Annotated in this window: 17 protein-coding genes; 10 read left to right on the top strand and 7 right to left on the bottom strand. The window is 71.8% G+C overall.

Annotated elements, in window-relative coordinates:
* Positions 1-44 precede the first annotated feature (44 nt).
* The 3 genes from AC3EUV_RS12830 (at position 45) to AC3EUV_RS12820 (ending at position 5657) form a co-directional block, all read left to right on the top strand.
* On the top strand, positions 45-2969 hold the full coding sequence (locus AC3EUV_RS12830; RefSeq protein ID WP_435602930.1) for an AAA family ATPase: 2925 nt from the start codon (positions 45-47) through the stop codon (positions 2967-2969).
* A gap of 186 nt (positions 2970-3155) precedes the next feature.
* Positions 3156-3797, top strand: coding sequence for a helix-turn-helix transcriptional regulator (locus AC3EUV_RS12825; protein ID WP_432145488.1), 642 nt, complete (start codon positions 3156-3158; stop codon positions 3795-3797).
* Positions 3798-4055: 258 nt separating this feature from the next.
* Positions 4056-5657 carry a BTAD domain-containing putative transcriptional regulator gene (locus AC3EUV_RS12820; RefSeq protein WP_432145487.1) on the top strand — a complete coding sequence of 534 codons (1602 nt, stop codon included), beginning with the start codon at positions 4056-4058 and terminating at the stop codon, positions 5655-5657.
* On the opposite strand, the gene AC3EUV_RS12815 is transcribed toward AC3EUV_RS12820, so the two are convergent.
* From AC3EUV_RS12815 to AC3EUV_RS12795, 5 genes are all read right to left on the bottom strand, one after another.
* A complete protein-coding gene (locus AC3EUV_RS12815; RefSeq protein WP_435602929.1) occupies positions 5638-7011 on the bottom strand; it encodes a methylaspartate mutase in 1374 nt (457 codons plus the stop codon). The genes AC3EUV_RS12820 and AC3EUV_RS12815 overlap by 20 nt on opposite strands.
* An 8-nt stretch (positions 7012-7019) precedes the next feature.
* Positions 7020-7490 (bottom strand): cobalamin-dependent protein, encoded by a 471-nt coding sequence (locus tag AC3EUV_RS12810; RefSeq protein ID WP_432145485.1) that lies wholly within the window; start codon positions 7488-7490, stop codon positions 7020-7022.
* Positions 7491-7540: 50 nt separating this feature from the next.
* Positions 7541-9061: an amino acid adenylation domain-containing protein gene (locus tag AC3EUV_RS12805; RefSeq protein ID WP_435602928.1), complete on the bottom strand. Its 1521-nt coding sequence runs from the start codon at positions 9059-9061 to the stop codon at positions 7541-7543.
* A gap of 143 nt (positions 9062-9204) precedes the next feature.
* Positions 9205-10269: a hypothetical protein gene (locus AC3EUV_RS12800; RefSeq protein WP_432145483.1), complete on the bottom strand. Its 1065-nt coding sequence runs from the start codon at positions 10267-10269 to the stop codon at positions 9205-9207.
* Entirely contained in the window at positions 10269-10535 is a 267-nt protein-coding gene (locus AC3EUV_RS12795) for an acyl carrier protein (protein ID WP_432145482.1), read from the bottom strand. Before AC3EUV_RS12795 ends, AC3EUV_RS12800 begins: the two co-directional genes overlap by 1 nt.
* 311 nt (positions 10536-10846) lie before the next feature.
* On the opposite strand from AC3EUV_RS12795, the gene AC3EUV_RS12790 reads away from it, so the two are divergent.
* Positions 10847-11857 carry an aldose epimerase family protein gene (locus AC3EUV_RS12790; RefSeq protein WP_432145481.1) on the top strand — a complete coding sequence of 337 codons (1011 nt, stop codon included), beginning with the start codon at positions 10847-10849 and terminating at the stop codon, positions 11855-11857.
* Positions 11858-11863: 6 nt separating this feature from the next.
* Here the strand turns inward: AC3EUV_RS12790 and AC3EUV_RS12785 are convergent, their stop codons facing one another.
* Positions 11864-12367 (bottom strand): hypothetical protein, encoded by a 504-nt coding sequence (locus AC3EUV_RS12785; RefSeq protein ID WP_432145480.1) that lies wholly within the window; start codon positions 12365-12367, stop codon positions 11864-11866.
* A 433-nt stretch (positions 12368-12800) separates the two neighbouring features.
* Between AC3EUV_RS12785 and asnB the strand changes: the two genes are divergently transcribed.
* The 3 genes from asnB to AC3EUV_RS12770 all read left to right on the top strand — a co-directional run bounded on the left by asnB (position 12801) and on the right by AC3EUV_RS12770 (position 17622).
* Positions 12801-14651, top strand: coding sequence for an asparagine synthase (glutamine-hydrolyzing) (gene asnB, locus AC3EUV_RS12780; RefSeq protein ID WP_435602927.1), 1851 nt, complete (start codon positions 12801-12803; stop codon positions 14649-14651).
* Complete coding sequence (locus AC3EUV_RS12775; protein WP_432145478.1) at positions 14620-15945, top strand: MFS transporter; 1326 nt, start codon at positions 14620-14622, stop codon at positions 15943-15945. Before asnB ends, AC3EUV_RS12775 begins: the two co-directional genes overlap by 32 nt.
* 84 nt (positions 15946-16029) lie before the next feature.
* Positions 16030-17622, top strand: coding sequence for a class I adenylate-forming enzyme family protein (locus tag AC3EUV_RS12770; RefSeq protein ID WP_435602926.1), 1593 nt, complete (start codon positions 16030-16032; stop codon positions 17620-17622).
* 52 nt (positions 17623-17674) lie between these two features.
* On the opposite strand, the gene AC3EUV_RS12765 is transcribed toward AC3EUV_RS12770, so the two are convergent.
* Positions 17675-18787, bottom strand: a complete 1113-nt coding sequence (locus AC3EUV_RS12765; RefSeq protein WP_435602925.1) for a DUF5925 domain-containing protein — start codon at positions 18785-18787, stop codon at positions 17675-17677.
* Positions 18788-19013: 226 nt separating this feature from the next.
* Between AC3EUV_RS12765 and AC3EUV_RS12760 the strand changes: the two genes are divergently transcribed.
* The 3 genes from AC3EUV_RS12760 (at position 19014) to AC3EUV_RS12750 (ending at position 21321) form a co-directional block, all read left to right on the top strand.
* A complete protein-coding gene (locus AC3EUV_RS12760; protein ID WP_432145475.1) occupies positions 19014-19724 on the top strand; it encodes a YoaK family protein in 711 nt (236 codons plus the stop codon).
* 255 nt (positions 19725-19979) lie between these two features.
* Positions 19980-20786, top strand: a complete 807-nt coding sequence (locus tag AC3EUV_RS12755) for an SGNH/GDSL hydrolase family protein (protein WP_435602924.1) — start codon at positions 19980-19982, stop codon at positions 20784-20786.
* 271 nt (positions 20787-21057) lie between these two features.
* The gene (locus AC3EUV_RS12750) at positions 21058-21321 is read left to right on the top strand and encodes a hypothetical protein (protein WP_432145473.1); all 264 of its coding nucleotides are present in this window, start codon (positions 21058-21060) and stop codon (positions 21319-21321) included.
* The last annotated feature ends 23 nt before the right edge of the window (positions 21322-21344 follow it).

Raw genomic sequence — 21344 nt, 5'->3', positions numbered from 1 at the left:
ACCAGGCGGAACGCCCGCCGGTGACCCGTTGTTGAGGAGCTCGCGTGGAGACTGGCCGGCCGGCGGAGACCGGGGCGGCGCGCGGCGCCACGGCGACGTGGGGGGACGGTGTGAGCGCGTGCCTGGTGGGCCGCGAACGGGTGTTGGCCGAGTTGGCGCGCTGCCTGGACGACCCGGACGGTCCCGGCCTGGTGCTCGTCCACGGAGAACGGGGCGCGGGGCGCAGCGCGTTCGCGCAGGCGGCCGCCACACAGCTGGCCGCGCGGGATCAGGTGGTCCTGCCGCTGGTCTGCGTGCCCGCGGACCGGGACCGTCCGCTGCTGCTGGCGCTGCGGGTGGTCACCGCCGCGCGGGAGCACCGGTCGGCCACCGGGAGGCAGCCCGCGGCCGGCCGGGCGGACCTGGACGCCGAGGTGCTGCCCGCCACGGAGCGCGGCGACCGGGCGGCGCTCACCGACGCGTTGCTGTCCGCGCTGACGCAGGTGGCGCCCGTGGCCGTGGTGGTGGACGACGCGCACTACGCCGACGCGGCATCCCTCGACGTACTGGGAGCCCTCGCCGCCCGTCGCCTCCCGGAGGTCCGGCTGGTGATCACGTCGGTACGGCACACCGGCGGGGCCGCTGACGCCGCGTCCGGCCGCCGGCCGGACCGGGCCGCCGGACTGCCGGCCGAGGCGGGCACGGCGCGGACGATCACCCTGCCGCGCCTGACCCGGCCGGAGCTCGCCGACATGGTGGCGCGGCGGTTACAGGCGGCGCCCGACCCGGCCCTGGTGGAGCGCGTCCTCGGGCTGACCCGCGGGATCCCCGCGGTCGCCGATGCGCTGCTCACCGAGTGGTCGCGCCGGGACGCGGTGCCGGTCGCCGACGGGCACGCCTTCCTCGCCGCGGGCGCGCCGGTGCCGGTACTGCCCGATGCGGACCGGTTCATGAGGGCGCTGCACGAGCTCGGCGAACCGTGCCGGACGACGGCGGCGGCACTGAGCATCCTGTGGCCGCTCGGCCGGACGGCGGCGGCGCTGGTGGCCGGGTCCACCGGTCTGTCCGACGGGGAGGTCGGCGACGCCGTGCGCCGCCTGATCGCCGCGGGTCTCCTCGACGAACTGCCCGGCGGGGACGGCGGCGGCCCCCGGGGCTGGGTGTTCCGGTCACCGCTGATGGAGCACGCCACCAGGGAACGGCTCGGGCCCCTGGAACGCGCCCGGATCTCCGCCGCCGCGGTGGAGGCTCTGTGGGCGGTGCGGGACGGCGCGGCCGCGGCGACGGTCCCGCGGCGCCCGGCCGAGCTCCTGGCGGAGGCGGACGCCGTGACGTATCTGCCCGACCGGATCGCCGACGCGGGCGAGCTGATCGACCGCGAGCGCGCGGCGGCGGAACTCACGGCCGCCGGCAAGGCGTTGCACCCCGACCCCGGGGGCCGCGGCATGCTGCGGTGGTTCCGGGCGGCGCTGCGCCTGACCGAGGAACCGGCGGCCCGCGAACTGGCGTTGCTGCGGTGTGTGAAGGCCGGCTGGGTGGTGGGCGACCACCCGGCGGCGGGCCGGGCGGCGGAGATGATTCTGCGCGACCCCTCCGACGTCGTCAGCGGCCCGGATCTCCATGAGCTCGCCATCCTCCATGTCGTCGCGGTCACCTCCGTGAAGGACTGGCCGCAGCTGTCCCGGATGGGGGCGGCCGAGTGGTGGGACCGTCTGCCGCTGCCCCCGGAGGCCGCGTTGCCGGCGCGGGCCCTGGCGTTGTGCATGACCGAGCGGTGGCAGGAGGGGCTGGACCTGCTCTCGCGGACGGAGCCGGTGTGGCGCCCGCACCCGCGGATCCGGCTGGTACCCGAGCTGGCGCAGGCCGTCGGGCACCTGGTGCAGGGCCGGACCGACGTGTTCGCCCGCGCCCTGGAGACGCCGCCGGATCCCGGCCTCCCCCCGGAGGCGCTGTACTCGATAGCCATCGGCTACGCCCTCCAGTTGCTCGGCAACGCCGACCTGTGCGGCACCATGGACCTGCTGAAGGACCGCGGGATGCCGCCCGAGGCGCTTCCCCCCACCAGCCACTTCCTCCTGCTCCACCTCCAGGGCCGGTGGGACGACGCGCTGGCGCTGGCGCGCGGCCTGGTCGCGAAGGGCCAGACGTTCCTCGCGGCGCCCCAGCACCATCTGTTCGCCGCGGGGACGGCCGCCATCCTGCTGGCCCGGGGCAAACCGGCCGGCGCCGCCCGTCTGATCGCCGGTGAGCGCGGGACCCACGAGGGCCATACGGAGATCTTCCTGGACGTCGCCGAGGCCGCGGTGCTGCGGACCATGGGCTGTTCCGACGCGGCCGACCGCGTCTTACGGCACGGGCTGCGGGAGGCTGACGCCCGCGGCTATGTCTACGGAACCGACGAGCTGGCCGCCGCCCTCGCCACGCTCCGGGCGGAGGACGGCCGGACCGAGGCGGCGGCGGGCTGTCTGTGGCGCCTCCAGGAACTCGCCGGGCGCACCGGCAGCGGACGCACCCGGCTGCTGTACCTGCTGGCGGCGGCGCGGGTGCGGGAGCGGGGCTCCGGAGCCGCGCGCGAGCTGCTGCACGAGGCGGTGGACCTGGCCCGCTCGCGGTGCCAGCCGTTCGAGACCGCGGTCACGCTGACGGCGGCGGCCGGGGACGCGGGCCCCCCGGAGCTGCTGCACGAGGCGTACGAACTGTACGGGGAGACGGGCTCGTTGCTGAGCCGCTTCCACACCCGGGCCGCGATGCGCGAGGCCGGGCTGACCGTCCCCGGCCGCAGACAGGCCACCGCCGAGAACGAGCAGCTGCTGGCCACGCTGGTGACCGAGGGGCTCACGAACCGCCAGATCGCCACCGTGCTGCGGCTCAGCGAGGACGCCGTCGCCAATCGTCTGTCCCGGCTGTTCGCCCGCACCGGCCTGCGGTCCCGTACCGAGGTCGTCTCGGCCGTGCTCACCGGCAACCTGCTGACCGCCGCCGACCACTGAACGTGCGTCCGCCGCGGGCGGCGGGGCGACGAACGCCCTGCACACCGGTCCCACCCGTCGGGTCCGCAGGCCCGGCACTCGTGCCAGGTTTCCCTGTCCTTAAGCGATCGAGGCGTGCGGAATGCCGGTTTCCGAAAAGTGCGTGGCACGATCACCTACCTCATGGGCGATCGATGGGGAGGCGCAATGGCTGAGCAGATACTCACCGGCACCGTGTGTGTGGCGGTCCACTCACCCGACGTCGTGGTCCACGCGGGCCTGGTCAGCTCCCTCAAACACGACCACCGCGTCCAGGAGGTCCCACCGGAGAGAATCCACGAGGCCGACGCCGTCGTCGCGGCCTTCGACACCGTCGACGCCACCGCACTGGACCAGCTGCGCACCCTGTCCGACCGGCCCGACACCCGCTTCCTCCTCGTCGCCGGACGACGCTGGCGGGCGGACGTCTCCGCGGCGATCGACCGGGGAGTGCGCGCCGTGCTGTGGCGTGACGCGTTCACGCCCGCCGCCTTCGTCCGCACCCTGCTCACCGTCGCGGAGGGCGGCGGCAGCTTCCCGCCCACCTTGCAGGGCGCGCTGATGGAGCAGGTCCGGTGGACCCACCGGGAGGTCCTCGCACCGCGCGGCCTCACCGCCTCAGGCGTCAGCCCCCGCGAACTCGATGTCCTCCGCCTGCTCTCGGAGGGCAGGGAACTCTCCGAGATCGCCACCAAGTTGTGCTATTCGGAGCGCACGGTGAAGTACATCCTCTACGGCCTGATGAAGCGCTTACGGCTGCGCAACCGCGCACACGCCGTCTCCTACGCCATCCGCGCCGGCCTCATCTGAGCCATGGACCGCCCGGGGCGAGACGGGCGTGCCGTTCCCCATGACGGTCCGTTGCCGCCCGCGGTGCCCCGGGGTCTGCGCCGGCCTGTTCAAAAGGGCAAAGGCCGTTCGGAAGGCTGGACTCCGGACCGGGCGTCCCGGCAATGTGACGGAGCGTGACCTGCCAAACCGCCCGTCCGGTTCATGCCGGGTTCAAGGAAGTGCGGACGGTTCCCCCACCGAACGATCTCGGCAGGGCCAGAAGGAAATGAGGTTGCAGTGAACTTCCGCATACTGGGCTCTCTTCAGGCAGGCGTGGACGGCGCGGCCATGCCGCTCGGCGGAGTGATCAAACGCCGGCTGCTCGCCTACCTTCTGCTGAACGCCAACCGGGTCGTGGCCACACACAAACTGCTCGATGTCCTGTGGCCGGACGAAACGCCCCGCACCGCACGCAAGATGATCGGCAACGCCGTCCGGGGCCTGCGGCTCGATCTGGCCCACGGGGCCGCGCACACCCCGGCGGCCCTGCTGACGCTCGCTCCCGGATACCAACTACGGGTCGAGCCCGACACGGTGGATCTGTTCCTGTTCCGCCGGCACGTGGAACGAGGACGGGCCGAAGCCCGCGCCGGCGATCATGCCGCCGCGGCGCGCAGACTGCGCGGGGCGCTCGGCCTGTGGCGGGGTGCGGCACTCGCCGACCTGGCGGACGGCGACCTGAACTGGCCCGAACTGGACGGTCTGGAGAGCGAGCGGCTGGGTGCCCTGGAGGACTATTTCGAGGCCGGACTGGCGATCGGCCACCACCACGAGATTCTGGGCGAGTTACAGACGGCCGTCGCCGAGGACCCGCTGCGGGAGCGGCTGAGCGGCCAGCTGATGGTGGCCTTCTACCGATGCGGCCGGCAGACCGACGCACTGTCGGTGTTCCGGCGCATCAGGAGCGAACTCGTGGAGCAGTTCGGCCTGGAGCCGTCGCGGGAGCTGCGCCGTCTGGAACGGTCCATCCTCGACCACGACCCCCACCTGGATGTGCCGGCCGCGCCGGTGGTGGAGCACCCGAAGGCGCCCGAGCGGACACGGGTGCCGACCCTCGTCGAACCGCAGACGACCCGTCGGCCGGAGGCGCCCGAGACCCGTGACGCTTCGTCCGTGAGCCGGGTGCTGTCGCGGGTGGGCAGGGACCACCGGCGCGATCACCGTGGGGTGCCCGACCGGGTGGAGGACGGCGATCGGCCGTGCACGAACCTCCGGTCGACGCCCCGCCGCACCCGGGTGAGCGTCGTCCTGGTGTGGGTGCGGCACGAGCTGTCCGACGACCATGATCTGGACCGGGTACAGCAGGCCATGGCGGACTTCGAGTCGGTGCTGCGGCAGCAGTCCACACAGAACGGGGGGACCGTGGGGCCGGTGACGGCACCGGTGTTCTCCGCCGTGTTCGGCATCGACCACCCGCGCCGGGACGACGCCACCCGTGCCGTGCGGACGGCCTTCGCCCTCCGGGACCGGCTCGACGGCAGCCGGCTGCGCACCGACCCGTCCTGCCTCCGGTTACATGTCGCCGTGGTCACCGGTGATGCCTGTCTGTCGTACCTGCCGGCGCACAGCGGCGTCCCGACCGTCACGGGGGACGCGGTCGACCGGGGCTTCCGGCTGCTGGCGATGGCGCCCCGGGGGCAGGTGCGGGTGTGCGAGGTCACGCGCCAGGCGACGGAATCACATATCTCCTACCACCTGGGCCCCGAGCCGCCGGAGGGCTGGGAGGCGGTCCGCATCCGGCCCGGCGCGGTTCACGGCATGCCGGAGGTGCGGGCACCGAAGCCGTCCGAGCCACCGGACGGACCGGGCCTGCCGCGGCTCACGGCTCGATCTCTCTGAAGAGGTGCAGGAAGTGGTGGATGTCGTGCGTGACCCGGTCGACCAGGGTGCGCATGCTGTGCGGCCCGTCGGCGAGGCCGAGGCTGCTGCGGTGCCGGTGCACCGCGGCGGGGGACAGCGGCAGCGCACCGGGCACCGCGTAGCGGATCGCACCGGATGCGTCGCGGCAGGGCAGCACATCCCCACGGGCGTACCGGCTGGCGCTGAACGGGATGTCGAGCGTGCCGTCGGCGAAGGCCGCGGTGACGGCCCGGGCCGGGTCCGCGGCACCGAGCACCGGGGCGACGAGGTCATCCACCTCGGCGAGCAGCCAGTCCAGTTCCTCCTCGACCCGTTCCGTGTCGACGCTGACGAAGTCCAGGAGCGGTGAATTGGCGACCGCCGCCAGGCGCATCCCGTCGATGTTCGCCTGGGCGTCCGGAAGGCCCAGCGCCTCCTGGTAGGTCTTGGTCACCAGTTTCGCCGCTCCGCCCAGCCGGGCGGTGAGCGCCCCGTAGAAGATCAGCTGCTCGGCGTGGGCCCGCCGGCCCGGGAAGACGCCCATGAACTCGTGCAGTACCGGATACACCTCGACATCCGCCGGCAGATAGCGCGCGGCCAGCACGGGAATGGCGCGCAGCGCGGCGACGTCCTGAGCGAGGTGCCCGCCCTGCGGATAGGACAGCGACAGGCAGCCCACCCCCTCGGCCGCGGCAAGGGCGGCCTCGATCACACCGATGGCCAGGCTGATCGACGGCGGCGTCAGCACCCCGGTGAGGGTGCCGAACAACTCGCGGTCCAGGGTCAGCCCGGCGCGCCGGAGATCACCGGTCATCGCGTCGACCTCGCGCCAGCAGGCCAGCGAGTGTGCGAGCGGTACGTCCTTGCAGTAGGGGAGGTTGTACGAGATGCCGCCGCCCTCGAACGACGTGGCGCCGGCGGCCACCGCGACCTGGAACAGCAGCCGGGCGTCCGGGGAGCCGTGCCGGATCTCCACCGGTGCGGACACCGACTCGACCAGCTCGCGGCCCCGCTGCCAGCCGTGCGCCACGAGCGGATAGCCGTTCAGCGCGCCCGGGTCGGTGCCGGCCAGCCGGGCCGCGTGGGCGAAGCGGTTGAGCCGGGTGTGGGAGTCAATGGTGAGGGTCAGGACATCCGGCTGGGCACCGGTGTCGAGCGCGCGCAGCAACTGCCGCATCTCGGCGTGCCCGCCCACCCCGCAGCGGGGCTGGATGGCCACCACCCCGTTCTGCACGGACCGGGCCAGTACGTCACGGACGGTCGGGGTGCCGCGGGTGCGGGCGAAGTGCACCGCCTCGGCCGGCGGGGGAAGGTCCGGCCCGGGGGCGGTGTGCGCGTCGGTGAAGCCGTGCATGTCCGGGTTCATATGGTCTGGAGCTGCCGGGACCGCGCGGCCTGCCGGGCCAGTTCACGCAGCAGCGGGGCGAGATCGCTCAGTTCGGACAGGATGTGGTCGACCCCGAGCCGTCGCAGCCGGTCCAGCGCATCGGGATCCTTGCGACTGCCCACGGACAGGTTGCCGCCGAGGATGACCGGGCAGGCCAGATCGCCCGCGGCGCGGGCGGCCGGGAGGTCACACAGGTCCTCGTAGGCATGGCCGTTGAGGCTGCCGACGACCACGGCGAGCACGCCGGGGTTCTCCCGCACGGCCAGGGCGAACTCCTCGACGGGTGTACAGACGCCCAGATTGATCACGGTGTAGCCGTGGGCGCGCAACCCGTGCGCGATCAGCTGGTTGGCCACCGCATGCGCGTCGCTCGCCGTCACGCCCAGCACGATCACCTCGTGCGCGGACTCCGGCGCGTCGGTGTGCGTGGGAACGCTCCGCATCATGAATCCACCTTCCACTTCGGCCGGCTCGGTGTGCGCTGTCCCTGCCGGGCTCACGGACCGGTTTCCCCCGCCCGCGCCTCGGCCAGTTCCCTGGTGGCCCGGACGTCCCGTTTGCCGTTGGCGTTGACCTTGATCTCGGGCACGACATGGACCCGTTGGGGCACCAGTTCCTTGGGCAGCAGGGAGGCGAGCTGGGCGCGGATCTCCCGCTCGGTGGGCGGCGTCTGCGCCGGCCGGTCGTCGAAGACCACAAAGACCTCGACCGCGTCCAGGACACCACCGCGGATGACGTCGAAGGCGGCGTCGGCGATCAGCGGCAGCGAGAGCGCGTGGCGGCGCAGCTCGGCCGGTTCGAACCGGTGGCCGCTCACCTTCAACTGGCTGTCCTGCCGCCCGAGATGCAGCAGCACACCCTCGGGCAGCACCTCGACGATGTCGCCCGTGCGGTAGGCACGGCCGCCGAACGCGGCCTCCTCGAAGAAGCGGTCCCCGCCGCCGCCGAGGTAGCCGCGGGCGATACCGAATCCGCTGACGATGAGTTCACCGTGGCCGCCCACTCCCACCGGTCCGCCGCGCTCGTCCACCACGTAGGCCGCGGTGTTCCAGGCTGGGCTGCCGATGGGCACGGTGGGCAGGTCGGGTATCTCCCGGACCGTGGAACGGAAGGCGCAGCAGCCGATCGTGGTCTCGGTCGGCCCGTAGTGGTTGACCACTTCCACGCCGTCGAGCCGGTCGCCCATCTGCCGCAGCATGGCCGGTTCCAGCGGCTCACCGCCGATCATCAGCCGCTTGGCGACGGCCCGGTACTCCGGCCGCAGCATGCGTTCGAACAGGCGGAAGTGGCTGGGTGTGGCCTTGATGAAGTCATACGGCCGGGATCGGGGGGCGAACAGGCTCGGGTAGTCCCAGGAGTCCTCGATCATCACGATCGTGCGGCCCTGAGCCAAGGGCACCCAGAGGGTGGTGAGAGCGAGGTCGAAGCTCATGCTGGCGAACACCGGGCAGGCGGCACCGCCGGCGTCCGGCAGGACATGGGTCGTGGCCCAGCCGATGTAGTTGACCAGCGACCGGTGTTCCACCACCACGCCCTTGGGCAACCCCGTCGAGCCCGAGGTGAAGACCACGTAGGCCGGATCGTCGTGGCGCGGGCCGCCGGTGACGGGGGCCGGGCCGTCCGCCGGCAGATCCGGCAGGTCGGAGGTGTTGAGCGTGGGGAAGCCGGCGGCGCATTCGGCGGAGCCGCCGCCGTCCCACAGCATGACGCGCGGCTGTACCTGGTCGAGGATGAGCCGCACGCGCCCGAGGGGGTTGGTGGGATCGATCGGCGCGTAGGTCGCGCGGACGGCCATGACCGCGATCATCGCCGCCACCGACTCCGCGGTGCGGTGGGCGATGACCCCGATGACCTCACCCGGCTGCACGCCCATGTCCCGCAGCCCGGCGGCGAGGGACATACTGCGCCGCCACAGCTGACGGAACGTGGTCCGGGTGTCTCCGCATTCGAGCGCGACCGCGTCCGGCGCGGTCTCGGCCCATCGGCCGATCAGCTCCACCACGGAGGACGCCGGCAACTCCCGATGTTCCCCGACGAGGGTAGCGTTCGGAAACGCGCCTGCTCGATGGCCGGTCACGTCAACACCTCTCTTCCTCTTGTGGAGCGGTACCTGGTCCACGTGGATCGCGTGGCAGGAGACGGGAACCGGGCGGCCACGGCCTAGCGCCAGCCCCGGCCGGAGACACCGCGGAAGTCCCATCCATCGAGCCGGTTCATGTCCGGGAGCCCGGCCGCGAGCGGAGGGGCACCGGTTTCGCGGATGAGGAGGCTGGGCAGCGGCCGGTCCTGGGTGGGCCGGCCGGTCGGCTCGACGAACTCGGCGCCCATGCCGGCCAGGACGCCGGCTCCCGCTTCTGCCAGATCCCGGGTCCACATGAGCACACGGGTGCCGGGCAGGGACTCGTGGGCGATCTGGATGAGGTCGGCGCAGACCTCCTCCGTGCGGGCCTCACACTCGACGACCGTGGTCGGGGTCGGCCCCTGGTCGGTGTCCACGCCGGAGCGATGGGCGACGAGATAGCCCTCGGCGCTTCCTGCCTCCGACCGCGCCACGAGGTAGTAGTACGCCGCCAGCGGATTCGCGGCCCGCCAGCCGAAGTAGGCGCTGTCGCGCGCGACGCGGAGGCGGCCGTCGGTGGGCAGTTCGCGCACGACCTCGGCCATGGCGTCGAGGTCCGGGGTGCGGGCCGGCGAGATCAGCGCACCGGAGCGTGCTCCGCGGGTGACCGGCAACGCGTCCCACGGTCCGTGGGGCCCGGCGCCGGCGGCCCGGGTCACCACGGACTGTCCCCAGACACCGACCTGCCGCCAGCCACGGATCAACATCGCCGGCACGGTGCCCTGGTCGCCGAAGTCGAGCAGCCACGGGACGCCGTCGCGGCGCAGCCGGGAGAGCACCTCGTCGACCATGTCGTGGAAGAGCGGGCTGTTGCGGTACTCGCCGGCCAGGATCGTGTCCGTCAGACAGGGCAGCGTGAAGCGGCGCCCGTCCCTTTCCCAGCAGGAGCCGAAAACCCCCACCATGCCGACCAGTTCGGCGCCCTCGGCCGACGGCGAGCGGGCGATCACGGTGTAACGCTCGTCGAGATAGGGATTGGCGTGGTACTTCCACGTCAGGTAAGCGTGATTGCCGTCCGGCCCGCCGGCCCACAGCCCTTCCTGAAGGGTGCATATCTCGGCGTAATCGGCGGGCGTGCAGCCGCTGAGGGTGACTTCCGCGCCCATCAGACGTCGGCTCGCTTCGCATGGACGAACCGGGTGATCGACTCCACGGTGCGGAAGTTTTCCTGGTTCACATCGGCGCCGGTGATGTGTATCCCGAACTGTTCCTCCAGCCGGACGAACAGCTGGAGGAACATGATGGAGTTGAGGGCGCCACTGTCCTTGAGGTCGTAGCCGGCCGGAATGGATTCCCTCAACAGGAGGTCGCACAGCAGCGCGTGGACGTAGTCGCGTAGGTCATTCTCGGTCAGCGCAAGGCCGTCTTTCATGTCTCACCTGTCCTGTGTAGATGCTCCACCGGCACGGGACGACGTGTGCGCCCGCCTCGCGGTATCGGCCGTTGCTGCGTCCGCCCTCGGGAAGGATCGCCACTGCGGGTCGAACGTAACGCGGCCGGATCACCGCACGGGTAACTACGGCGCCACCCTTCCGGCAATCGGTCCGCCCGTTGAGCGCTTCCTTCGGAACGGCCCGCCACGTGAGGCCAATGGCCCGGCAATTACCGCCGGGTGGGCGCGGTGCGGGGCCCGCGTGATTAGTGTCTGGCGGTCACCGAGCGTCGGTGCCGAGAGGAGACCTTGTGGCAGCACGTCCCACCATCGAGCGCACCACCGTCGGTATCGCGCCCGCCCGCGCCGGACACCCCGCCGCCCCGGTGGAGTCCTATGTGCTGGACACCGGAAACGGGCCCGCGGTGACGGTGTGGAGCTACGGCGCCACCCTGGTCGAGGTCCACGCACCGGACCGGGACGGCCGGTACGCCAATGTCTGTGTGCGCCTGACCGGTCTCGACGCCTACCTGGACCGCCGGACGAATCCGTACGTCGGGGCCACCCTCGGCCGCTACTGCCGCTGTGTGTCGGGCGCCGAGTTCACCCTCGACGGCGTGCGCCACACGCTGGACCGCAACGAGGGCGCGCACCAGGTGCACGGCGGCTCCGAGGGGCTCGACCGCCGCGTGTGGTCGGCCGACGCGTCGGGCGACGGAGACGCGCTGGAGGTGCGGCTGTCCGCGGTCAGCCCGGACGGCGACCAGGGCTACCCGGGCGAACTGAGGGCGCAGGCCACCTACCGGATCGAGCCGGACGGCACGCTGACCATCGAGTACACCGCGCGCACCACGGCCCCCACCGTCGTCGGGATGACGAACCACGCCTTCTGGAACCTCGCGGGTGAAGGCACCATCGACGGGCACCGGCTCCGGCTCGGCGCGACCGAGGCGGTGCGCTTCGACGACGACCTCATCCCTCTTCCCGGCGCTCCCGAGGACGTGCGCGGCACCGCCCGCGACTTCACCGCCGAGCGGTCGCTCGACGGTGTCCGTATCGACAACTGCTTCCTCGCCCCGGGCGGGCCGGTGCTCGCGGAGCTGTCGCATCCGGGAAGCGGCCGGGTGCTGCGGCTCGGTACGGACCAGCCGGCGGTCGGCGTGTACACCGGGGACTGGTTCGCCCAGCGCCCGCGCAGCGGGATCTGCCTGGAGACCGGGGCCCTGCCGGACGCACCGAACCGCCCGGACTACCCGTCCGCACGGCTCGACCCGGGCGAGGTCTACCGGCACCGCAGCACCTACCGGTTCGACCGCGACTGAGGCGACTCAGGTCAGCACGCGATAGAGGTGGACGCGCCGCGGCCCGTCGGCCCCCTCGGATGGCGTGGTGCAGCGGCGGAAGCCCAGGAGCGTCATGCACTCCACGGTGGACTCGATGTCGGGGTTCGCTTCGGCTCTCAGCATGTCCGCGCCGCGCTCCCGCGCGAGCGCCATGGCCCGGCGCAGGCACAGCGGCCCGGCGAGCGAGGCGGTGGCGACGAGATCGGGCCGGACGGCGAGCCTGCTCAGGTACGCGGGGTGCGTGGCCGCCGGAAAGACTCCCGGCGGCTCGGTGAAGGCCGGTGTCCGGGTGAGGGTGAACATGGCGGCCGCCGCCCCTCCGGCGCGCAACAGGTGCACCAGGCCCTCCTGTACCCGGGACGCGGTGGTGGCGGGATTGCGCTGCGGCACGGGCGAGTGGAACCGCTCCGCCTGATAGCGGTCGCTCGCACACAGCAGATCGTGCACCTCGCCGGCGTCCGCGGCGACTTCCCAGACGAATTCGGTCACCGCGAAACCGCCGTTATCGCGGCGGTCATGAATTCCGTGCCCGGCATAAGTGTCTCCTTGAGGTCCGGCGGCATTGTCATGGTGGCCATCGGGAGCGTGGATCAGCTCCCTTCCGCGGCGCTGCATTCCGCACCATGCCCGGAATACCGGCCGGGCCGCATCCGGCACTGCGGGGAAACCTCCCGGCAATCCGCCGGTGCCGGTGATGTCCCGTCGCTGATGAGACGCTCGTGCCGAGGCGCACCGCACCAACGGCGGCCGCATCCCGTGTTCCTCGCGAGTGGCCCGCCCATTACCGGAAGCGGTATGTGCTCTCCGAGCCCGCTGTTACCTTTTCGCAGCGGGTGGATGAGTGCGTGCCCCGTCACCATCGCGCCGGTGACTTTTACCGGATCGCTCAGCCCCCGTTCTGCTTTCCGAGGGAGACAGTCGCATGTGTGGTATCGCCGGATGGGTTGCCTTCGACCGGGACCTGAACCGGGAGAGGCAAACGCTGGAGGCGATGACCGAGACCATGTCCTGCCGCGGTCCGGACGCGGCCGGCACCTGGACCGAGCCACGCGGTCGCGCCGCGCTCGGCCACCGGCGGCTGGCGGTCATCGACCTCGACGGCAGTACCCAGCCGATGACGCTGGACGGCCCCGCCGCCCCGCCGGCCATGGTCTACAGCGGCGAGGTCTACAACTACCGTGAGCTGCGGGAGGAGTTGCGCCGCCGCGGGCATGTCTTCCGCTCCGCCGGAGACACCGAGGTGGTGCTGCGCGGCTACCTGGAGTGGGGTGCGGCGGTCGCCGAACGGCTCAACGGCATGTACGCCTTCGCCGTCTGGGACCCCCGCTCGGCGCAGCTGGTCCTGATCCGTGACCGGCTGGGCATCAAGCCGCTGTACTACCAGCCCACGGCGGACGGCGTGCTCTTCGGCTCGGAGCCCAAGGCGATCCTGGCGAACCCGCTGGCCACCAGGACCGTCGGCCTGGACGGCCTGCGGGAGCTCTTCGGCTTCATCAAGACGCCGGGGCATGCCGTATGGGCGGGCATGCACGAGGTCAAGCCCGGCACGGTGACCACGATCGATGCCACGGGTGTGCGTGAGCACGTCTATTGGGCGCTGACCTCGAAAGAACACACCGATGACCGCGACGCGACCATTTCCCAGGTGCGCGAACTGCTCGAAGACATCGTCTCCCGGCAGCTGGTCGCCGATGTCCCGCTGTGCCTGCTGCTCTCCGGCGGACTGGACTCCAGCGCGGTGACCGCGCTCTCCGCGCAGCAGCTGTCCCTCCACGGGGACAAGGCACACAGTTTCTCCGTCGACTTCGCCGGACAGACCGAGAACTTCATACCGGACCCGGCCCGCCCCACCCCGGACGCGCCCTATGTACGGGACGTGGTCGCACATGTGGGCACGGTCCACTCGGACATCGTGCTGGACACGGACTCGCTCGCCGCCCCGGCCATCCGCCGCGCGGTGATCACCGCCCGGGACGTCCCGGCCGGCACCGGTGACACCGATGTCTCGCTCTACCGGCTGTTCCACGCGGTCCGGCAGCACTCGGCGGTGGCACTGTCCGGCGAGAGCGCCGACGAGGTGTTCGGCGGCTACCACTGGCACCGGTCCCTGGCGGCGCAGCGGGCCGGTACCTTCCCGTGGATGTCGCCGGCGAACGGGGCACCCTCGGGCAGCCAGGGCCGGGACGGCGGCGTACTGCGGCCGGAGCTGCTCCAGGCGCTGGACCTGCCCGCCTACACGGCGGACCGCTACGCCGACGCGGTGGCCGAGGTGGAGCAGCTGCCCGGCGACGACGCCGAGGCCCGCATCCGGCGGGTGACCTCGCACCTCGGCATCACCCGGTTCATGCGCATGCTGCTGGACCGCAAGGACCGGATGAGCATGGCCGTCGGGCTGGAGGTACGGGTGCCGTTCTGCGATCACCGGCTGGTGGAGTACGTCCACAACACACCATGGACGATGAAGAGCTTCGACGGTCGCGAGAAGAGCCTGTTGCGGGCGGCCGTCCGGGACCTGCTGCCCCCGTCGGTGGCCGACCGGGTCAAGAGCGCGTACCCGTCCATCCAGGACCCGCGCTATCTCGCCGCGTTACGGCATCAGGCGCAGGAACTGCTCGCCGACGCGGACCACCCGGTGTTCGGGCTGATCAGCAGGCCATGGCTGGAGAAGGCCGGGACCGGGGAAACGGGCCCGGCGGTGCGGAGCGGACTGGAGCGCAGCCTGAACCTCGCGACCTGGCTGGATGTCCACCGCCCTCGACTGCTGCTGTCCTGAACCGGTCAACGGCGCGACCCAAGAAGGGCATTCCTTGATGTTGCCGAGCCTGACTCCTACCCGCAGGCTTTTCCTCGCCAGCTTGCTGATGACCGCGGGCAGTGGCGCGTTCGCGACCTGCTCGGCGATCTACTTCACCCAGGTCGGCGGCCTCACGCTCACCGAGATGGGCCTGGGGCTGACGATCGCCTGCGCGATCGGCATGCTGGTCGGCGTGCCCCTGGGGCACCTGGCCGACCGCCGGGGTCCGCAGCGCGTCGCCGTCCTGCTCGTGGCGCTCAACGGCGTGGCGGCGTCGGGCTACTTGCTGGTGCGCAGCTTCCCGGTCTTCGTTCTGGTGGCGTGCCTGTTCACCGCGTCACAGCGCGGGTCCCGTGCCGCGCAACAGGCGCTCATCGCGCGGCTGGTGGGCGGCGACGAGGTGGTGCGGACGCAGGCGACGGTCCGGGCGGTGAACAACGCCGGCATCGGAGTCGGCGCCGCGGGAGCGAGCCTCGCCTTGCAGAGCGGCACCACCGCGGCCTTCTCGACGGTCATCATCGTGAATGCGCTGGGCTTCTTCGCCTCCGCGGCCATGCTCGCGACCCTGCCCCCGGTCCCGCCGGCGCCCGACTCGCCACCGGGCGAGCCCACCTGGGCGGTCTTCCGCGACGGCCCGTTCGCGCTCTTCACCGCACTCGGTGCGGTGCTCGCCCTGCACACGGTGCTGCTGGAGATCGTGCTGCCGCTGTGGATCACCAGGTACACCCATGCCTCGACGGCGATGGTGACCGTCCTGTTCGTGCTGAACACGGTCAGCATCGTGCTGTTCCAGGTGCGCATCGGCACCCGGGTGACCACGATGCCCAGAGCCGTGCGGGCGTACCGGTGGTCAGGGATGGCGCTGGGCGCCGCCTGTGGCCTGTTCGCCGTTTCGGCGGGTGGTTCGCCGGTCGTGTCGACCGTGTTGCTGCTGGTGGCCGGCGCCCTGCACGTATGCGGCGAACTGCTGGTGTCGGCGGCCTCGTGGCACATCACCTTCACCCTGGCCCCGGCAGGGAAGCAAGGCCAGTACCAGGGCTTCGCGATGACCGGTTACGCCACCGCCATGGTGATCGCGCCCACCTTGCTGACCGTCCTCCTGATCCAGTGGGGCCCGCCCGGCTGGCTCGTGCTGGGGGGAGCGTTCCTGCTGGCGGTTCTGCCCACGGGAGCAGTGGTGGCCTGGGCCGAACGGACCCGCCGCGCACAGCCCCTCCCGTACCCGGCCCGCGAACAGGTCCCCGCCACGGGCATGACGCACGACCGGGACTAGACCCGGCATTCCGCCTTCCGCATTCCGCGTTCCTGCCTTCCGCATTCCGCAGATTCAAGGTGAACCACGAGGGATGGCTGTGCAATGACCTCTGCTGACCGCATCCGCGCTCATAGGTATCTGGGAGCCGGCCCCGGCTTCCCCTGTTCGGCGTGGCGTACCCCGTTCGACGCACTGCACTGGTTCGCACGGCGTCAGGGCAACGCACCACTGATCACCGCCGTGGCACACAACGGCACGGAGACCACACTGGACTACCGCACCGCCGAGGCCGCGAGCCGCGCGCTCGCGGGATGGCTGTGCGCCGAGTGGGGTACCGCCCGCCCGGCCGTGCTCGCCCTCGCGCCGACGAATGACGTGCCCTCGGTCCTGGCGGTACTGGGCGTGCTGCGCGCCGGGTTCGGCCTGCTCATGCTCGGGCCGTCCGATCCGCCGGAACGCCGCGCTCAGCAGGTCGAGGCCGCCGGCGCGCTGGCGGTGCTCCAAGCACCCGGCACCGAGGCGCCGTACGCGGACGCCATCACCCTGCCGCACTGGGAAGACCTGGCGGAGCGGGGGCTACCGCTGCCACCTGTCGACCCGACCGCTGACGCGCTGTACTTCGCGACCTCCGGCTCCACCGCGGCGTCCAAGATCGTCGCGCAGTCACACCTCAACGCGGTGGCCAATGCCGAGGCGGTGCGGCGCCACCACGGGCTGGCCGCCGGTGACCGGGTGCTGGGATGCCTGCCCATCCACCACGTCAACGGAGCCCACTTCACCGTCCTGGGCACCATGATGGCCGGGGCGCACACGATTCTCGCCGAGTCGTTCTCGCCGATGAGCTATCCGAAGACGCTGCGGTACTACCGTCCGCGCCTCGCGAGCGTGGTCCCGGGCATACTCGAAGCGCTCGCGGAAACGTGGCGCGGCCCCGAAGTACCGCCGGACTTCGACTACTTCGTCTCGGCGGCGGCCCCGCTGACCACCCGCACCGCCCGCTCGGTCGCCGACCGGCTCGGTGCCCGGGTGCTCCAGGGCTACGGCCTCTCCGAAACCACGAACTTCTCCACCACGATGCCGGCGAACCTGTCCGAGGAGACCTACCGGCGGCTCATGCTCGACCCGGACATCCCCTCGGTCGGGGTGGCTGTCTACGGCAACGAGGTGGCGGTCCTTGATGAGGACTGCCGTCCGGTGCGCCCCGGACAGACGGGTGAGGTGTGCATGCGGGGCTTCAATGTGATGTCGGGCTACACCGGCAACGCCGAGGCCACCGCGGACGCCTTCCGCGACGGGTGGTTCCACTCCCAGGACCTGGGTTACCGGGTCGAGGAGGACGGGCGCGACTACTTCGTCCTCACGGGCAGGCTGAAGAACATCGCCAAGGTGTCCGGGGAAACCGTGTCGCTGGAAGAGATGGACCGGGTCCTGCGCGCCCTTCCGGACGTCCGGGACGCGGCCTGCGTCACGGTCCCGGACAGGTTCACAGGGGAGAGCATCATCGCGGCAGTGGTACTCGATACCGCCACGGACACCGCGGGTGCCCGGGCAGCCTTGCAGGCGAGGTTCCCGCAGGCCGTACTGCCGTCGCGCATCGTGCCGGTACGGGAGATACCGCGCACCGCCACCGGAAAGGTGCTGCGCCCCCGGCTGGCCGCGGCACTGTCCGCGTCACCCGGCGCACATTCGAGCTGACCTCGGCGGTTCCGGTGCACCGCGGACGCGGACGGGCCCGCTCCTTCCTGGCTCACAGATACAGCCCCGCGTCCGCGCCCGAGTCCTGGGGCGGGACCGAGGCGGGGCGGGTGCCGCGGCGCAGCGCGTAGAGCTCGGCGAGGGTGGCGCCCTCGCGGCCGATGCCCTGGTCCGTGCCGAGCCAGTGGGTGGCTTCGGGGCGGCTCAGCGGGCCGACCTCGATACGGGCCAGACAGCGGCCGGGGCGGACCACGGCCGGGTGCATGCGCTCCAGGTCCTCGTTGGTGGTCACCCCGACCAGGACGTTCCGGCCCTGGCCGAGCAGACCGTCCGTCAGGTTGAGCAGCCGCGACAGGGCCTGGCCCGCGGCGTGCTTGGCCTCGCCGCGGATCAGCTCGTCGCAGTCCTCCAGGAGCAGCAGCCGCCAGCGGCTCTTGCCGGTGCTGTCGTCCTCGCCGATCGCGATGTCCATCAGATAGCCGACGTCGTTGAACAGCCGCTCCGGGTCCAGGACGCAGTCCACCTGGCACCAGTCCCGCCAGGAGCGGGCCAGCGTGCGCAGTGCGGAGGTCTTGCCCGTACCGGGCGGGCCGTGCAGCAACAGCAGCCGGCCGGAGATCTCCTCGGGCGCCACCTTCATCAGCCGGTCCATCGCGTCGGCCACCGGCGCCGTGTAGTTGGGGCGGATCTCTTCCCAGGTGCCGGCCGAGATCTGCCGCGACGTACGGTGCGGCCCGCGGCGCGGGGAGAAGTACCAGAAGCCCATCGGGACGTTCTCCGGCTGTGGCTCCGGCTCGTCCTCCGCCCCGTCCGTGGCCTGTCCCAGCACCTTCTCGGCGAGCTCGTCGGTGACGGCGGTGACCGTCACATCGGCGCCGTGGTTCCAGCGGGAGACCAGCAGGGTGAAGCCGTCGCCCTCGGCGAGGAGGGCGCTGCGGTCCTCGTCCTTCGCCGAGCGCAGGACCCGGGCGCCCGGGGGCAGCAGGGTCAGTCCGGCCCGGACCCGGTCGACGGACCGGCTGCGGGCGTACGGCTGCTCTCCCCTGGCGAACCGGCCGAGGAAGAGCGCGTCGACGACATCGGCGGGCGAATCGCTGTCGTCCATGGTCAGCCGGAGCGGAAGGGACTCCTCGGCGGCGGACGGCTGGACGTGATCGGCACACATGCGGCCATGATCCGTCACGGCGGGCCACCGCGTACACGGATTATCCCGGCGTTTCCCCGGAGCCGTGCGCCGCGGCGGAGAGGGCCGGGGCCAGGCGGCGGCCGGGCCCGGGGCCGGTGGTGACGGGCCGCCCACAGACGGCGCAATGACGGTCCGTCGGGCGGGCCGCCCGGAGACTGGGAGGACGTGCCGCGAGGTGAGGTGACCGCGGGAAGGAGTCGCGTCCGTGGAGCCACCGAGCGGAACCCCGCTGACGGTGGTCATGGTCGGTCTGACCGTGGCCACCGGGATGCTCGATGCCGTCAGCTTCCTGGCGCTCGGTCAGGTCTTCACCGCCACCCAGACCGGCAATCTGCTCTTCCTCGGCTTCGGTATCGCCGGACAGGGCGGGCTCCCGGTCGTGGCGACGGCGATCTCGCTCGGCGCCTTCGCGCTGGGCGCGGTCCTCGGGGCGCGGATGGAGTCCCTTCTGGCCGCCCGGGCCTCCCAGTGGTTCCCGGTGGCGCTGGCCGTGGAGGCGGCGCTGCTGATCGCGGCCGCGGCGGTGGCCTGGGAGTCGGGGCCGCTCCCGGGGCTGCCGCAGGGCCGGCGCGATGTCGTCATCGGTCTGATGGCGGTGGCGATGGGCATGCGCAATGTCACCGCCATGCGGGCCGCGCCGCCCGACCTCACCACGACCGTGGAGACCCGGGCGATGACGGCGCTGGTCAGCGCGTCGCCGTTGGGGCGGGACGCGCGACTGGGGTACGGCGGGCACAGCGCGGGCCGCCGGCTGCTGTCGGTCGTCGGCATGTTCGCCGGCGGCCTCCTCGGGGCCGGGCTGCTCGGCCTGGGGACCCGTCCGACGCTGGTGCTCCTGCTGGTGGCCGCCTTCGTCGCGGCCACCGCCTTTGTCGTGCCCGGCCTCGCCCGCCGTCGCCGCAACAGCGAGGAGTGACGCCAACGGTGCCGAGGGACCGTCAAAAGTCCGCGCGGGCGCCGAAGACAGGCCGAGCGCAGGTCGAACGCGGCCCCCGGGCCTCTCCCGGGTGTCATCGGCACCTCGCGTCGAGGCGATGACATGGCGGTGAACATCCCCCCACATCGGCAGATTTACCGTGAACCACAGACACCACTTTTGGCATGGACACTTCCGGCTACCCGCGAGTCTTGCTACGACAGAGAGGGCAGAGCTCCTGCTAAGGGAGGTTCCATGAAACTGTCCCGATGTGCGGCCTTGACGTCCGCCTTCTTCGTCACCACGGCGCTCGCGCTCACCGGCGCGAGCGCCGCCGCCTCCGCCCAACTCCCCACCGCCACCGGCTATGTGGCCCTCGGCGACTCCTACTCCTCCGGCGTGGGAGCCGGCAGCTACGACAGTGCCAGCGGCTCCTGCAAGCGCAGCACCAAGTCCTACCCGGCCCTCTGGGCCGCCGCGCACTCCCCCTCTTCCTTCGGCTTCACCGCCTGTTCGGGCGCCCGAACGGGTGATGTTCTCAGCGGACAACTCGCCCCGCTCAACAGCTCCACCGGCCTGGTGAGCATCTCCATCGGCGGCAACGACGCCGGATTCGCCGACACCATGACGACCTGTGCGCTCCAGGGCGAGAGCGCCTGTCTGGCCCGGGTCGCCCAGGCCCGGACCTACATCGACACCACCCTGCCCGGCCGGCTCGACCAGGTGTACGACGCCATCTCCCAGAAGGCCCCGGACGCGCACGTGGTGGTCCTGGGCTACCCGCGCTTCTACAAGCTCCGGGGAACCTGTATCGCCGGTCTCTCCGAGAAGTCCCGCGCCGCGATCAACGCCGCCGCCGACCACATCAACGGCGTCACCGCCAAGCGGGCCGCCGACCACGGCTTCACCTTCGCCGATGTCAACGCCACCTTTTCCGGCCATGAGCTGTGCTCCGGCAGCGCCTGGCTGCACAGCGTGACCTTCCCCGTCCTGGAGTCCTACCACCCCACCGCCACCGGCCAGTCCGGCGGCTATCTGCCGGTGTTCAGCTCCGCTGCGTGACGACCCGTACGCCGGGCGCCGGGGAGAGGCCGTGATCCCGGTCTCTCCTTGTGCGTTCCGGCGGCCCGTCAGACCCCCCGCACGGCCCGCTCCGATACCCGACGGTTGCTCAACTCGCCCTGATCCAAGCCTTGTACGTGACATTCCGTATGGTGTTCGTCAACGTCCGAGCGAGGCAGGTGAATCCGGTGACCGGTCTGCACGCGTGTCCTCCAAGAGAGATAGGGTTACCCTGCCCGGGCCGGGGTGCCCTCATAGGGTGGGGAGAGTCATGGAACAGATAACAGTGCGTAGCAGGGCGCGAGTCCCTGCCATCAAATGCGGGAGCGGCGCCACCAGTGCGCGTCTCGACCGCCATCTCGCGGTGCTGGGTGGCCCTGCCCTCCCGCAGCGTGAGGTGGAGGGCGCGACGTCACTGATGCAGGAGCTCACCGCGCGCGATCACTCGCGTACGAGGAACGGCCGCGGCGCCAGGGTGTCGCTGTTCGCACCGCTGCGCAGGCTGCGGCGCTCGCTGTTCGGCGGGCACGGCTGACCCGTTTCTGAAGCGGCATCTCG

The sequence above is a fragment of the Streptomyces sp. bgisy130 genome (assembly GCF_057708345.1).
Note: the sequence above shows the minus strand (reverse complement) of the source record. Positions and strands in the feature narration are given on the sequence as shown.